The sequence below is a fragment of the Curtobacterium sp. 9128 genome (genome assembly GCF_007673775.1).
In the GTDB taxonomy this organism is placed as follows: Bacteria; Actinomycetota; Actinomycetes; order Actinomycetales; family Microbacteriaceae; genus Curtobacterium.
In genome coordinates, this window is sequence record NZ_VEAF01000003.1 from 447,445 (window position 1) to 461,934 (window position 14,490).

The window sequence follows — 14,490 nt, forward strand, 5'->3', positions numbered from 1 at the left end:
TTCGAGGCGGGCAACGGGCTCAAAACCGACGTGGGAACATCGGTGCACGTACCTGCAACAGTGCCCTCCGTCGAGTACGGATCGTTCCCTGTGTGTTCTAGGTCAGTACCAGTTGCCGTCGATCGTCATCCCTCCGTCGACGTAGAGGGTGTGTCCGGTGATGTAGCTCGCTTCGGAGGATGAGAGGAAGTAGATCGCAGAGGAAAGCTCGTGGGGCTCTGCAAGTCGGCGCATCGGCGTCCGCGCGATGACGGGCTCGAGGCCCAGCTGTCCCGATGCGATGAGCCCCCCGATCATCTGCGAGTTGACGTAGCCCGGTGCGACGGCGTTCACCCTGATGTGATCGGGCGCCCACTCCACCGCGAGCGCTTTCGTCAGGCCCTCCACTCCTGCTTTCGCGGCGCAGTAGCTAGACCGTCCCGGCATGCCAGAAACGGCGGCGACGGATGAGATGTTAACGATGCTCGCTTGGTGCGACGCTTGCAGGTAGCGGTGTGCGGCACGGTTGACTCGCATGGTCCCGTTGAGGTGGACATCGACCAATCTCGTCCACTCTTCGTCGGTGGCGTCGGCGGCGCGAGCAGGGCGAGCGATGCCGGCGCAGTTGACGACGGCGTCCAGCACTCCGTCGTTCCTGGAAGCGCTTGCAGCGACGGCGGCCCTCACCGCGTCGTCGTCCCGGACGTCGATCGCGGATCCCATCGCTCGGTCATCGCCGCCGAGCATGTCAACGGTGCGGTCGATAGCGTCCTGGTCGAGGTCGAGCAGAGCGATTCTCCCGCCTTCTCTGGTCCATCGCTGTGCAAATGCCAGCCCGATGCCTGATGCGCCTCCGGTTACCAAGGCGAGGGGTGCAGTCATCGTTGATCCGTTCGTTGGTTGCAGTCTCCGTCAGGGTCTGAAGGGTGCCTGACGACGGGACTAATCGTGATGGTCATGAGCGATCGGAGAGGGAGGGAGTCGAGGGTCGAGCGCAGCGCAGCTTCGTCGTCTGCGGCCCACAGCCCGATGTTTGCCCAGCGGGTCGGGATGCGCCAGAGCCGGATGAGCGCACCGGCCTCCGCGAGTTCGCGGGCACGGACTGTCTCTTGAGCCCTCAGGCTGACAAGCGTTTCTGCAGACAAGTCGTCGGGCGCGGCAAGCTCGATCTGCACGATGAAGTGACTAGTCATGCGCGATGCGTCCAGGTTGCGTCGGCGTGGGCGGCGACGCGCTCCCAATCGAGTGGCAGGTAGAGCCCGTCACCGGGCGGTGTGATCCATCTGCCGTCCGAGATTGGGAACGGCTCGCGCAGGACGAGGTCGATCGGGTCAGCCCCTGTGTCGTGCGGGATGATCTCGATGGCGGCGACCGCGGTCATCGAAGCGGCGAGGGGCATGTGGATGTGGGGCCAGACATGTGGGGCGACCTTGGCCTGGTAGGAAGTCGCGCGCGCGATGCCCTTGAGCGCGGCGGTGTAGCCGCCCGATGCCGTGGCGTCGGCTCGCAGGTACCCAACGCCACCTTCGATGAGATCCTGCAGGACAGACGGCGTGCTCACGTCTTCGCCGGAGGCGATCGGCGTTGACAGCGAGTCTGCGACGTCGCGGACGGACGGCACTTCGTAACTCGGGAACGGATCCTCGATGAAGCGCAGTCCGAGGTCGTCGAAATTCCGGCAGTATGCAATCGCCTCTTCAACATCGGCGAATGCTCCGTGGAAGTCGATGGCCAACTGCACCGACGAGGGCAGGACATCCTGGACCCGCCGGACGAGGGCCAGGTCCGAATCGAGATCGTGGCCAGGAACGATGAGCTTGATCGTCTCGTAACGATCGTCGACGAAGGAACGGACCTCGTCGACGATCTCGCCTTGCCCACGCTGGTCGAGGAAGTAACCAGCCACGACCATCAACGGCACGTCTCGCGCTGCCGACCCGAACAAGTTGGAAAGAGGGACACTCTGGCGGCGCGCCTCGATGTCGGAGAGCGCGATCTCGATCAAGGACGCGGCGCGGACGAGGGACGCCCAGCCCGGCGCGAAACGCCGTTTCAGCATGTCAGCAGCTTCGGCTGGCGTGCCCTCGAACGAAGCAATGTGTGGCCCGAGGAGAGTGAGTGCCTCGAAGAGTGGAGTGTCGCGGGTGTACCCGATGGCTGAACCGGTGACTCCGTCATGCGTGGTGAGGCGGACGATGACGTAATCACGCGAGGTATAGGTGATGGCTCCAAGATGGAGTGGGCGGGGCATCGGCAGTGCGCAGTGCCAGACTTCAAGCTTCTCGACACGGTCAAGCATGGGACACAGCTCCCGATCTACTCATGGCCGTCACTGGACGGTGATCCGACAGGAGAGACATGGTGAGCCAGGATGCCACCGTCTCGCCCGGGCCGACGATCACCGCTTGGTTTCGTTCGACGGCGCCGGCGAGTCCGTCGAACGGGTGATACCGCTGCGGCTCGATGCCGATCATCCTTGCGCGTCCGTACCAAGGGAAGGAGTTGTCGCCGTTTTGCAGCCAAATCCACAGCTCGGGATACGCCTCAACGTCCCACGCCATCGCGACGCCCGGGAGCGCTGCGCCGATGGGGTTGCGGAGCGCTGCCCATCCTTCGTGGAGACCGTAGAGATAAACCAGGCGCACCATGTCCGTTTCGGGGATGACGCTGAGGTCGACGTCATCGCCGGAGCGGGCGTTGACGGCTGCCGGCCAGATCCCGCGAGTGGCACGGAGATCACCGGGCGTCGCGGGCTCAACGTCGAAGTGCGCGTGAGGCATGTCGAGATGGGCGCCGGGTACGGCGGGGAACGTCGGGTGGTGTCCCCACAAAAACGGGACCGTTTCCGCGCCGACGTTGGTGACACGCTCCTCGACGAACAGCGTCGGGCCGTCGTCGGAGAGTCGGATGGACCGGGTTAGTTCGAGGGGCAGCCGAGCGCCGGTGCGTACGGTCAACCTCGTGCGCTCCTGCTCGACCAGCCTGACGGGCGCGAGCGATGCCTCCCCGTGGAAGGCGACAGCTGTGCCACCCCAGACCGATTCGGCTCCTGAGTTGGGAAAGAGGAACTGCCATCCCGCACGATACTTCGTGAGCCAGTCGCGTTCCGTCGCACCGAACGACGGGCCGTCTGGAATCGGCGCAGCCCAGTCGAAGTAGCTCAGGGCGTTGGCCCCGGACACCGAACGGACGGAGCTAATCTCTCCGCCTCGATCTAGCTCGACCGTCACGGTGAGATGAGCGGACTCGAGCGTGACGGTCATCGCTCCACCTCCGGCCGCACGAGAGGAAGACCGGTGATGCCGAGCCCGGTCGCGACGTTCACGTGCCTCCCGCAAAGGTTGGCGCTGGCGAGTTGGTCGAGTTCCGGGCCGACAAAGGCGATGTTCGTCGGCGCCTGCATGTGCTGACCGCTCCAGTCGTGGAGGAGGAGCTCGCTCTCACCGGTGGCCATGTCGACGACGTAGATGGAGTCGGGGGTGTAGCAGGAGATGTAGAGATCGCCGGCGGCGTCGAGCGTGACGCCGTCCGGCACGGTGTCGGGGACGTGCCAGACAAGTTTGCGAGCGCCCGCGCTGCCGTCCTCGCGGACTTCGATCCGCCAGACCTTCGATGCCGCAGACTCGACGACGTAGAGGAAGGCCCCGTCTTGCGAGAAGGCGATTCCGTTGGGGAAGTTGCTCGGAACGGTCGACCAGACGGAGGTCTCACCGTGCGAACTCAGCGTGAAGACAACACCGTCGTCAGCACCCCACGTTCCTGAGTCGGTCACCAAAAGCCGACCCGATACATCAAAGGCTGCGAAATTCGGGCAGATCATCGGCCGTGATGGCGTGCCGCGCGATAGCTCGACCTGCTCGAGAGATTCGCTATCGATCCGAAGGAGACGGGAGTTGCCCCGTTCGCAAACGTATAGATCCCCCCGTGCATCGAGTGCGAGCCCGAGGACGAAGGCGTCGGTCCCGCAGTCTGCGATCTGCTGCCAGTTATTGTCGAGATCTCCGCGGTAGATCTCTCCGCGTTCACCGCCGGCGTACAGGAGATTGCGGTCGCCGTCCCAGACGATGGACTCGGGATGGTTCACACCGGTCCAGATCGTCTTGAACGCCGAGACCGGGAATCGTGCCGTCATCGTCATCGTCATCGTCGCCGGTGTCCGACTGAGCCGTTGAGGAGGAGGCCTCCATCGACCGTGATCACCTGGCCGGTTATGTAGCGCGAGGCATCGGAACCAACGAACAGGATGGCATCTGCGACTTCCTCCGGGGTGGCGATCCGATGCAGCGGTATGCGCTGACGATAGGTCTCGCGGACGTCATCGGTCCACGAGTCCGTATTCAACGGCGTTTCCGTTGCACCGGGCGCGACGGCGTTGACGGTGATGCCGTGCTCGCCGAGTTCGACAGCAAGCGCACGGGTGAGACCGGTGATGCCCCCCTTTGCCGTCACGTAGCCGGTCATCTCGGTCGGCGGTTGTTCCGCCACAACCGAACTGACGTTCACGATCCGTCCTGACCTGGCTGGCACCATCGTTGTGGCGGCTGCCCGAGCGCCGCGGACGTAGCCCATCAGGTTTGAGTTGATGATGGACAGCCAGTCATCGTCGCCCATTTCCATGAACGGCTGCACGAGCAGCCGGGCGGCGTTGTTCACCCAGACGTCGACGCCTCCCCACGCCGCTGAGACGGCGTTGGCCAGTTCGTTGACGTCCGTAGTAGAACCGACGTCCCCCTCGTGGATGAGCGCCCGACCACCGCGCTGCTCGATCTCCTCGATCAGCGAAGGAGTGACTGCAGGGTCAGTGCCGCGATGGATGCCTGCGACTGCGTAGCCCTTCTCGGCTGCGCTTAGGGCAAGGGATCGGCCGATGCCGCGGGAGACACCCGTGATGACGATACGGCGGCGATTGTTGTCAGACATGCTGTTTCACCTCAGTGTGAACGGCGGGGACTCGATGGCAGCGTTGACTACGCGTGGGTGCTTGACAGGCCGGCGAGCCCTCGCGCGGCCTCTGCAATGGAGTCTTCCGTCGGCAGGAGTGCGCTCTGCAGGCTTGCCGCTGCCGGCATACGGCTGTCTGCCGTGCCGAGCCGCTGAACGGGCGCGGACAGGTCGCTGAAGTGCTGCTCCTGGATACGCGCAACGATCTCCGCGCCGAATCCGCCGGTGCTGTTGGCTTCGTGCACCACGAGGACCCGCCCGCCACCTGTTTGGACGGCTTCGGCGATCGCGGCGTCGTCGAGAGGGTTGAGCCAGCGCAGGTCGAGCACGGTGGCTTCGATGCCGGAGGTGGCGAGGACATCCGCCGCGGCAAGGACACGGTGGAGCGGAGCACCCCAGGTGATGATGCTGAGGTCTGCGCCACGACGGTGGAACCTCGCGCCTCCGATGTTTTCCGCCTCAGCATCGAGGTGAACATCGCCCTTCATCTGGTACAGCTCACGGGCTTCGATGAGGATGACCGGGTCATCGTCGGCAACCGCAGCGCGCGTCATGGCGTACGCGTCCGCTGGGGTCGATGGGAGTCCAACCCGGAGGCCCGGAATGTGGACAAGCAGAGCCTCCAGGCTCTGGTCGTGCTGCGCGCAGGAGCCGGCAGTTGCGCCCTGTTGCGTGCGCACGACCAGTGGAGCATGCAGGACCGATCGCGTGCTGTAACGCACGTTGGCGGCTTGGTTCACGAGTTGGTCGAGTGCGACGAGAAGGAAATCAGCCCACATGATCTCGACGATCGGGCGCATACCCTCCATCGCGGCGCCGACTGCAGATCCGAGGATGGCGCTCTCCGAGATCGGCGTGTCGAAGACCCGGCTGGACCCGTGCGTCTTCTGGAGACCCCGACTGACCCCGAAGATGCCGCCGGCGAAGCCGACGTCCTCACCGTAGACAAGGACCTCGGGTCGGTTGGTGAGCTCTGCGTCGAGCGCCTTGTTGACAGCGCGCTGGTATGTCAATTCGGTTGCAGCACCTTGACTCTGGGGCCCGGTCGGGGTCGCCAACGGACCGTAGACGTGACCCACCGCGTCCCCAGGGGCCGGCGCTGGCATGGCGCGGACGGCGGCCGTAGCTGCGTCGATCTCCGCGAGGACCTCTTCTTCGATCTTTCGCACGTCTTCGTCAGGAACGCCCATCGACTCCAGCTGCGCGCGCATGCGGATGATCGGCTCTGCTATCGCTGCACTCTCCGTGTCCGCCTTCGGACGGTAGTGCTCGATGTCGCGGTTGTAGTGCCCGCGGAGCCGCACCGTCTTGCAGACCAAGAGCGTCGGACCTTCGCCGGCTCGGGCGCGCTCGGCGGCTCCGCTCATCGCGTTCGCCACCGCTACCGGGTCGCATCCGTCGACGGTCACGGCCGGGATGCCGTACCCGGCGGCGCGAGACGTCAGGTCGGGCGTCCGCAGGAGCGTCGCCGTCTCGGTCATCTCGGACCAACCGTTGTCTTCGATGATGTAGACGACGGGGAGGTTGTAGGCGGCGGCGAAGATCATGCCTTCGTGAACGGAACCCTGGTTCATCGCACCGTCACCGATGGAAACGACGGCGATACGGTTTGATTTCTGGTGCTGCGCGGCCAGTGCCACACCGCCGCCAATGGGGATGCCCGCACCGACGATCGAGTTCTCCCCGAAGAAGGAGTGCTCGGGAGAAGTGAGGTAGGCCGATCCGCCCCTGCCGCCGTTGATGCCACCTGCTCGTTGCGCAATCTCGGCGAGAAGGCCCTCGAGGGGAATGCCCGCGGCGATCGCCCATCCGTGACCGCGATACGTGGGAAGGACCCGGTCGCCGGGGCGGATTGCGGCCCGCACGCCGACCGGGATGGCCTCCTGCCCAGTGCTGGTATGGACCGAGCCAGGGTAGAAGCCCTCGGCGCTCAGCTCGAGGCAACGCTCCTCGAAGACGCGGATGGTGACCATCGCCCGAAAGGCGTCGAGTGGGGTGAGTGCGATCTCCGACAATGGGTCCTCCTTGACTCATCTGACTGCTGCCTCACACTGTCACGTGGAGGAATTCGTTGTCAAGATATGGACACGAGTTCAGATGGTGAAATCACGAGGTTGAGGCGTCCGCGGTGGCTCGCAGCAGCGCATCAACGAGCTGCGGCTCAGTGGAGACGAACCGGTCCTTCGGGCACGCCAGGGTGAAGCACGCAACGACGGCACCGTTGTCGCGAATGGGTGCACTGATGCACTCGACGCCTTCCCGGAACTCCTGATGGTCGTACGACAACCCAGAAGCCGCGATGTAGTCGAGTTCCCGCCGGAGCGCGGCTCGTGACGTGATCGTGTGCTCCGTCACCTTTCTGAGCACCAGCCGCTCCAGCAGGGGTTCGCGAACGGCCGGAGGTGCGAATGCCAGCAAGAGCTTGCCACTCGCCCGCGCGTGCACGTTGTCCGAGTAGCCGGTGGAGAGTCCCGCGACGCGCACGGCATGAGACCCCTCGACTGTGGCGAGGACGGTGATCGCCCCGTTGCGCCATCCGCTGAGGTACGCCGTCTCGCCGGAAGCGTTCGCAAGCGCGTGCAGGCCTTGCAAGTGGCGAGCGGAGATCACGTTGCGGCGGTTGTGGGCCTCCGCGATCACCGCAGCGGCGGGTCCTAATGTGTAGCGACGTCGCTGGTCCTTGAGGAGAGCTCCCTCGTGCACCAGCGTGTTCAGCAGGTGGTATGCCGTCGGCCTCGACAGCTCGAACTGGTCGGCAACCGCCTTCACGGAGAGCCCGTCATCACTGCTCGCGATCGCCATGAGGATGCGCATCGCACGACTCACCGATTGGATGAGCGTCGCGGGCGCCGCTGCACCGGGCGCTTCAGGCTCGCTAGTCACGGCCTGATGCTAGTCGCCTGCGGGGCGGCAACGCATAAAGAGCAGCACTCGATCAACGGGCTTTGTGCGGGCATCTCTGATCCTTCGAGACACGACGCCAGCACGTTCAAGCGAGCGGTGCATCGTGAGCCGAGACCGCGGATGCCCGGGTTGTAATGGGCATCATCTTCCGGTCGGCTCGCTGGCGGAGCGGGACATTCACGACCCGTTGGGGCGCTGAGCCAAGCACTCCCTCGCCTAACGCCCCACGGCGACCGCCCCAGGGCGTCAGGCGGGAAGGGCAGACCTCAGGGCGATCGGTACGCGATGTCCTGGCGATGACCGGTAGAAGCCGATCGGACGATGGCATCGCACACCTCTGCGCAACGGTAACCGTCTTCGAGCGTGGCGCCGTGCGGTCCGATCGGTGCATCGTGCACGACCGCCTCGAGCAGGTGCCCGAGCTCGTGCACAAAGCTGTCTTCCCACCCGATCATGTGCCCGTGCGGCCACCAGTGCTCCCAGTACGGGTGGTAGGCCTCGGAGACCAGGACTGTCCGGAACCCCTGAGCATTCTGAGCCGGCGTGGAGTCGATGAGATGCAGCTCGATCTCGTTCATTCGCTCTTGGTTGAAGATCACCGTGCCCCTGGTCGTGCTGATCTCGAAGCGCATGTGGTTCTTTCGGCCGGGCGCGACACGCGTGGCCTCGAGCGTACCCGTGGCGCCATTGCCGAAGGTGATGATTGCATCAAAGGCGTCGTCGACATCCACATGCCCGCCTGGGCGTTCATCAGCGAAGGTCACGAGGTTTGCCGACACCGTCACCGGTTCCCCAACCAGGTACCGAGACAGGTCGATGATGTGCGCGCCGAGGTCGCCGAGCGCGCCAGACCCAGCGATATTCTTGTCGAGCCGCCACGACGTCGGACTGTTGGGATCGACCAGCCACTCTTGGTGGTAGCGGGCCCTGAAATGCCGGACCTCACCCAACGTCCCGTCATCCAGGAGCCCCTTGATCAGACGTATCGCGGGGAAGAAGCGGTAGTTGAAGGCGGTCATCGCCTTCACCCCGGTCTTCTCGACCGCCGCCCAGATCTTGAAGGCCTCGTCCGCGGTCCTTCCGAGGGGTTTTTCGCAGATGACGTGTTTGCCGGCCCGGGCAGCGGCGATCGTCGGCTCGAGGTGCTGGTCGTTCGGACCTGTGTTGTCGAAGACGTCCACCGCAGGATCGTTGACGATGTCGGTCCAGTCGGTGGTCGACCGCTCGTAGCCGTAACGCCGGGCTGCCTCAGCGACCGCGGCCCCGGAGCGTCCTGCGAGTGCGATGAGTTTCGTCTCCGCAGGTGGTGGCCAATACGTGTAGGAGAGTTTCTTGAGCGCGTTTGTGTGTGCGCGGCCCATGAAGGAGTAGCCGAGCATTCCGATGCCGAGAGTCGGCACTTCCTGACCGACCGCCTTCATCTCGCCTTGGTTGAAGAAGGATGTGTCGCTCACGTCAGACCAGCCAAAAGTGCTGTGCTTCGGGATCCATCGGTTCCTTTACGATGAGGGGACGGAGGTAGTTAATGGCCTTCTCTGCGCCGTCCCGCTCACTCATCACCGGGTCTTCGTGTTCGTAGGACATCACATAGTCGTAGCCAACCTCGAGGAGAGCTGTAATGACGCGCTTCCAGGGGACCTGCCCCCATCCGACGACACGGTACCGAGCAGCGCGGTGCATGTTGCGCCACGAACCAGTTGACAGCACCCCGTCTCGGCGGATCTCGTCTTCTTGCACCTCAAAGTCCTTCGCGTGCACGTGGAGGATGCGGTTTCCGAACGTCTTGATGAACACGACCGGGTCGATCTGCTGCCAGATGAAGTGGCTCGGGTCGAAGTTGAACCCCCAATCATCACGATCGAGCTTCTCGACCGCCGTCTGCGCGGTAGTGATGTTGTAAGCGATCTCCGTTGGGTGCACCTCGTGCGCGAACTTCACACCGAGCTTCGCAAACTCGTCGAGGATTGGATTCCACCGCTCAACGAAAAGATCCCACCCCTCGTTGTAGATCTCGAGGTGTTTCGGAGGCCAGGTGTACCAGGACCCCCAGACTGTTGAACCGAAGAACCCGTTGACGACGGGGATCTCGAGGTCAGACGCGGCCCGTGCCGTCTTCAGCAGGTGCGCCTTTCCGTACTCGAACATCTCCTGCTTGTCGGTGACGGGGGACCAATCGTCGAAACTCGCGTCCTTTGGAGGAAGCACCTGCTGAGCTGAAAGATGGTCCGAGAGGGCGGAGATCACCAGCCCCCGCGAGTCGAGCATCTTCTTCAGGTTCCGCCCGTACTGCGCGTCAGTTGATGCCTGCTCCAGATCGAAGTGGCCCGAGCCTGCCCACGTAGTGAGCTCCACCGCCTCGTAGCCGAGGCCGGACACGTAAGTAGCGACTTCTTCCAACGGTTGCGCGTCGAACAGAGCCGTAAGGATCCCAAGCTTCATTGCTACCTCTCCTTTGAGGGTTGTCTCCTGCACCGCCAAGCGGTGAGGGCATCCTGTCATGCACCCACTGGTGGTGTCTATATGGAGTTCCGTTCACATGCTGAAATCATCTCGGAGGTGGTAGCGGGCGCGCGGGGTCCTATCGGCAGGTCCTGTGCGTCCACCATCGCCGGCCAGAGAGTCTCCTTCGTTGAGCGTCACTCCAGGCGGATCAAGGCGCCGGGGCAGGCGTTCACCTACAACGGGGCGCAGCAGCTGACCTCGTCCACCAAGGACGTCGTCACCACGACGTACGAGTGCGCGGGCGCTGACATGAACAAGGTCCTGTCGCAGTCCACCGACGGCGGTGCGGAGTACGACTACACGTATGGCACCACCGACCGGCACGGCGTTCCCGTGATCACCAGCCGCACTGTTGCCGGCACGGGCACTGCGTCCGTGATCAGCGACCCGGTGACCGGGCAGCCGCTGGACCTGCAGACCACCGACGACACCACGAGCATGTGGGTCGTCGACGGGATCGGCAACCCGACCGCAGCGATCACCGACGCTGGTGAGAAGGCGTACGAGGTGCACTACGACCCGTACGGCTCGGAGCGCATCACCGATGAAGACAAGACCAGCGTCCAGTGGTAGCAGAACCCGTACGGATTCAAGGCAGGCCTCCACTCGAGCAGCACCGACAACGGGCTGACCAAGTTCGGGTACCGGTGGCAGAGCAGCACCACCGGCGGCTGGATCGAACGCGACAACCTCGACGCTCCCCTCAGCCCCACCAACGCAAACCGCTACGCGTACGCCGGCAGCGACCCCTACAATCAATTCGACGCGAATGGTCGCAACACGTTCGGCACGACCTGCACATTTGAAGGTCAATTCGCGGCTTTCGGAATCTACGTAGGAGGGTCGAGTCTCGCTCTGGGTACGCTTGGGAGCGTTTTTCCAGGTATCGGAACGACGGTTGGTGGTGGTGTTGGCGTACTGGGTGGCAGTCTCGTCACTGCCTATGTGATTTCGGTCGACTGCTATGGCCAGAGCCCCTATATTCGGCCCGTGCTCAAATGAAATCGACAGGACTGCGAGTTGCGCTTGCCATCGTGCTGGCTCTCGGCATATTAGCGGGTGTGACCAACCTCATCATCAATACCCAGAATGCTGCTGCTTGGCTTCCATTGCTAGACGTGTGCGTTCCGACGTTCACCTACTTGGTCTGGGTCGAGCGTCCAAGCGGCAGCGACAAGAGGGATCTCATGATTCGAATACGAGGCAGTGCCGTACCAATGGCAATACTTGGGATTTCACGCTTCGATCGGGTCTTACATTCCTGCTTGGTCCTCGTGCGACAGATCCAAGCGTGGTCGGTCTCCCATTGTGGGCGCTGGCAGTTGTAGCCAAAGTCTTCTCTGTTTGAATCTGGTCGTGCGTGGCGTACGCACTCGTTCCGAGAAGGCGGGGAGAGTAATGGGGCAAACGTCTCTTGATACTGCGCATTGGCTCGGTCTCGGCGCTTGCTTTCTGGCGGTCATCGTCTTTGCCTCTCTGCATGTGACTCAATTCGTCGCTCTGCCGGCCGGCTTTGTCGTCGCTATCATCGTCTGGCAGATCGCGGTCGTGGTCTTCAAGAAGCGGCGCGAAAGGTCAAATTGCTGAACATCGAGCTGCGTGATACTTGTACCGGGTGTTGGGTCTAACTGCCATCCTCTGCAGAGACCTGCGCGGAATGGGATGATCTGAGTGGACGCTCCAAGTCGCGCCACCGCGTCGTCGGCTCGGCCTGTCAGCTCGGCAGGTTGTGTCGGAGGTCGTAGCCGGTGTCGGCGAGGAACTGCAGCCGGTTCCGCACTTCCTCGAGCGATGCCGCATCATCGGCGTTGCGCCAGTCAGCGCGGAGGAGCGTGTTCGCGGTGATGATGTCGTCGGTACGGTCGGCATATCCGGCGGCAGCAGCGGTGAGGAAGACCGTCGGGTCCGCTGGCCGGATGAGCTCGGTGCCGGCGAAGCCGACCGTGTCGGGCTCGAACCCGAGCGCGCCTATGTCAACTTCTTGCTCGGAGAACGCGACGACCCGGTACGGCATCTTCCGCTTGCTGATGGCGGGGTAGCCGGGCCGGTCGGAGATGGCCCGGCCGGAGATACGGCATCCCGCGCTGATGAGCCGTTCCGCTTGCTCGATGAGCGGCAGGTCTGACGTCCACCTGGTCCTAACGCCGCCTGGTCCTGGGTAGCAGGCGACGGCGAAGTCGATCAGGCCGCCGACCTGCCGGGACTCCCAGCCGATGTCGGTCCGGTGCACCCGTTTGCCGAGGCGAGCGAGCGCGTCGTCCACCTGCCCAGGAGTGAGCCCTGCCCGCACCAGTCCGTCGAAGGTGGACCCGTTGACGGCGAGCATGCGTGCGACGGCGAAGGTGACGTAGATGGGGGCGGCGTCCTTCCACCGGTCGCGGGCGCCGAGTACCTGTTCGCCGTCGATCCAGACCCGGCGCCGGTCGATATCGACGAGCAGCACGGTTTCGGTTCGTTCTGCAAGGGCGATCTGTGTTGCAGTAACGGTCCGCGGTGCCAGGAGGAGCAGTTCCGCGTCGTTCGGGTCGTCGTCGCGGGGGCGCTGCGTGAGCATCGGAAATCGTGCGCGGCGTCCATCGGCGAGGCGGATCGTGTCGTGCGTCTCCACGACCGCGCGAAGCCCGGCGAGCTTGAGGACGGAGAGGGTGAGGGTGATGTCGGTGGTGTCGCCGAGCCCGTACGGCATCGTGATCTGCGGCCTGCCGGCGTACGCGGCGGCAACCCATTCAAGCCCGGACCCCATCAGCTGCGCTCTTCCGGAATGTCGGGTTGAGTGAGGGCGATGAGCCAACGGGTTTCTTCGAGGAAGGGTTCCCATCCGTCGCGCGTGTCGCCGTGCGCGGGTTCGCAGATGGTGCCGGTGTCGATACTGCGGATGATGACCTGCCGCAGCTCGCTGCTGGGTGGGTCGCGGAAGAACGCGTGCCCGTGCACGCCTGCGACGTCGTAGGAGACGTTGAGGAGGAACAGGTCCGGCCGGCGGGTCATGCTCGCCAGCGTCGTCCGCGGAACAGGGCGATGATCGTCGTCAGCGGCCGTCTTTCCCGCATCCAGTCCAACGGCGTCAGGATCCGGTCGTCGACGGTGAGGAAGTCGAGGGGCGTTGTCATGAACTCGGTCATCGCTGCCGCGTCGAGGAGCGGTTGGGGTGCTGCCGCGTAGAGGACGTCGAGGCCGGGCAGTAGCGTCGCAGGGCTGCCGTCGTCGGATCGGAGCATCTGCCAGTCGGGGATGCGTTCTCCGCCGTCGAGGTCGAAGCTCAGCAGCCGGTTCGACTCGAACAGCTCACCGACATCGTCGACGCTGATCTGCAGCGCGGCGGCGACTTCCGCCTCGGTCAAAGTCGTCTCGAGGAGGTTCCGGCGGATGCGGGCTTGCGTCTGCTGCCACCAGTCCTCGGGAACGTCCGCCGGACCGACCGCGGAGTGTTCGGGTTGGCGGGGGATCTGTCGGCCTTCGTCGGCGTACGCGGACAGCTGCTCGCGGGTGACTTCCCCGCGGGCGTACATCCACAGCTGCGACTGCCACGGCATGTCGTCCGGAAACCCTTCCAAGTAGCCGGAGTGGATCACCGCCCGGACCGCCTTCTCCCGGCGTGCGATCTCGGAGGCGGGGATGAGAAGGGTCTGCACGATGCGGTTCGCTTCCCGCACCGCCGGCACGGTCAGGTCCGACAGGACCGTGTTGTGCTTGTCGTAGAGCTCGTACCCGGGCTCGACGTCGATGGGGCGGACGAGGATCTGCGCCAGGTGCGCGTTCGGGGTCTCCGTGTCCTCGAGGAGGACATGCCCCCAGAGGATCCGGTCGTTCGACAGGTGCAGGGACACTAGACGCATCATCAGCAACTACCTCCAAAGGTCGGGCGCGAGCAGGACGGATCAGGGCTGCGGGAAGTCGGCGGCGGCGCGGCCGATGCGCTCGGGGGCGTAGCGGAGGAGGAACCGCATGATGCGATCCGCTTCGACCATCTCCGGAGCTTCGGGGTGGTGCGCGTCGGGGTTGGCGTTGGTGAGGCGGAACCAGGGCGGTTCGTCGGCGTGGTCGATGAAGACCACCGCGGGCTTCTCGTCTGGCTGGTCCGGGTTGGTGAAGATGACGGACCCGAAGAAGCGGGCGTCGTCGTACGCCAACGTCATCGACAGCAGCTGCAACCGCATCCGGACC

The 14,490-nt window shown here is 64.3% G+C and carries 16 protein-coding genes; 2 read left to right on the forward strand and 14 right to left on the reverse strand.

Annotated elements, in window-relative coordinates; translation table 11 throughout:
• Positions 1 to 102: 102 nt before the first annotated feature.
• From FS641_RS08350 to FS641_RS08395, 10 genes are all read right to left on the reverse strand, one after another.
• Positions 103 to 861 (reverse strand): SDR family NAD(P)-dependent oxidoreductase, encoded by a 759-nt coding sequence (locus FS641_RS08350; RefSeq protein WP_144762659.1) that lies wholly within the window; start codon positions 859 to 861, stop codon positions 103 to 105.
• Entirely contained in the window at positions 858 to 1,172 is a 315-nt protein-coding gene (locus tag FS641_RS08355; protein ID WP_144762662.1) for a muconolactone Delta-isomerase, read from the reverse strand. The genes FS641_RS08350 and FS641_RS08355 overlap by 4 nt, the downstream gene beginning before the upstream one ends.
• A complete protein-coding gene (locus tag FS641_RS08360; protein WP_144762665.1) occupies positions 1,169 to 2,278 on the reverse strand; it encodes a mandelate racemase/muconate lactonizing enzyme family protein in 1,110 nt (369 codons plus the stop codon). Before FS641_RS08360 ends, FS641_RS08355 begins: the two co-directional genes overlap by 4 nt.
• Positions 2,271 to 3,242, reverse strand: a complete 972-nt coding sequence (locus tag FS641_RS08365; RefSeq protein ID WP_144762668.1) for a hypothetical protein — start codon at positions 3,240 to 3,242, stop codon at positions 2,271 to 2,273. Before FS641_RS08365 ends, FS641_RS08360 begins: the two co-directional genes overlap by 8 nt.
• On the reverse strand, positions 3,239 to 4,123 hold the full coding sequence (locus FS641_RS08370; RefSeq protein ID WP_144762671.1) for an SMP-30/gluconolactonase/LRE family protein: 885 nt from the start codon (positions 4,121 to 4,123) through the stop codon (positions 3,239 to 3,241). The genes FS641_RS08365 and FS641_RS08370 overlap by 4 nt, the downstream gene beginning before the upstream one ends.
• Positions 4,120 to 4,899: an SDR family NAD(P)-dependent oxidoreductase gene (locus tag FS641_RS08375; protein ID WP_144762674.1), complete on the reverse strand. Its 780-nt coding sequence runs from the start codon at positions 4,897 to 4,899 to the stop codon at positions 4,120 to 4,122. The genes FS641_RS08370 and FS641_RS08375 overlap by 4 nt, the downstream gene beginning before the upstream one ends.
• A gap of 47 nt (positions 4,900 to 4,946) precedes the next feature.
• Positions 4,947 to 6,935, reverse strand: coding sequence for a thiamine pyrophosphate-dependent enzyme (locus FS641_RS08380; RefSeq protein ID WP_260855741.1), 1,989 nt, complete (start codon positions 6,933 to 6,935; stop codon positions 4,947 to 4,949).
• A 91-nt stretch (positions 6,936 to 7,026) separates the two neighbouring features.
• The gene (locus FS641_RS08385; RefSeq protein ID WP_260855742.1) at positions 7,027 to 7,803 is read right to left on the reverse strand and encodes an IclR family transcriptional regulator; all 777 of its coding nucleotides are present in this window, start codon (positions 7,801 to 7,803) and stop codon (positions 7,027 to 7,029) included.
• 287 nt (positions 7,804 to 8,090) lie between these two features.
• Positions 8,091 to 9,278 carry a Gfo/Idh/MocA family protein gene (locus FS641_RS08390; RefSeq protein ID WP_260855743.1) on the reverse strand — a complete coding sequence of 396 codons (1,188 nt, stop codon included), beginning with the start codon at positions 9,276 to 9,278 and terminating at the stop codon, positions 8,091 to 8,093.
• Between the two features lies 1 nt (position 9,279).
• Positions 9,280 to 10,263, reverse strand: a complete 984-nt coding sequence (locus tag FS641_RS08395; RefSeq protein WP_144762677.1) for a sugar phosphate isomerase/epimerase — start codon at positions 10,261 to 10,263, stop codon at positions 9,280 to 9,282.
• Positions 10,264 to 10,380: 117 nt separating this feature from the next.
• On the opposite strand from FS641_RS08395, the gene FS641_RS08400 reads away from it, so the two are divergent.
• Together FS641_RS08400 and FS641_RS08405 are read left to right on the forward strand one after the other, a co-directional pair.
• Positions 10,381 to 10,899, forward strand: coding sequence for a hypothetical protein (locus tag FS641_RS08400; protein WP_144762681.1), 519 nt, complete (start codon positions 10,381 to 10,383; stop codon positions 10,897 to 10,899).
• 825 nt (positions 10,900 to 11,724) lie between these two features.
• Entirely contained in the window at positions 11,725 to 11,913 is a 189-nt protein-coding gene (locus FS641_RS08405) for a hypothetical protein (protein WP_144762684.1), read from the forward strand.
• Between the two features lie 127 nt (positions 11,914 to 12,040).
• Here FS641_RS08405 and FS641_RS08410 read toward each other — a convergent pair whose 3' ends face one another.
• From FS641_RS08410 to FS641_RS08425, 4 genes are read right to left on the reverse strand one after another with little or no spacing between them, the layout of a single operon-like run.
• Positions 12,041 to 13,069 carry a hypothetical protein gene (locus tag FS641_RS08410; RefSeq protein ID WP_144762686.1) on the reverse strand — a complete coding sequence of 343 codons (1,029 nt, stop codon included), beginning with the start codon at positions 13,067 to 13,069 and terminating at the stop codon, positions 12,041 to 12,043.
• The gene (locus FS641_RS08415) at positions 13,069 to 13,314 is read right to left on the reverse strand and encodes a hypothetical protein (protein ID WP_144762689.1); all 246 of its coding nucleotides are present in this window, start codon (positions 13,312 to 13,314) and stop codon (positions 13,069 to 13,071) included. The genes FS641_RS08410 and FS641_RS08415 overlap by 1 nt, the downstream gene beginning before the upstream one ends.
• On the reverse strand, positions 13,311 to 14,165 hold the full coding sequence (locus tag FS641_RS08420) for an antitoxin VbhA family protein (protein ID WP_144762691.1): 855 nt from the start codon (positions 14,163 to 14,165) through the stop codon (positions 13,311 to 13,313). The genes FS641_RS08415 and FS641_RS08420 overlap by 4 nt, the downstream gene beginning before the upstream one ends.
• A gap of 39 nt (positions 14,166 to 14,204) precedes the next feature.
• Positions 14,205 to 14,483, reverse strand: coding sequence for a hypothetical protein (locus FS641_RS08425; protein WP_144762694.1), 279 nt, complete (start codon positions 14,481 to 14,483; stop codon positions 14,205 to 14,207).
• Positions 14,484 to 14,490: the final 7 nt, after the last annotated feature.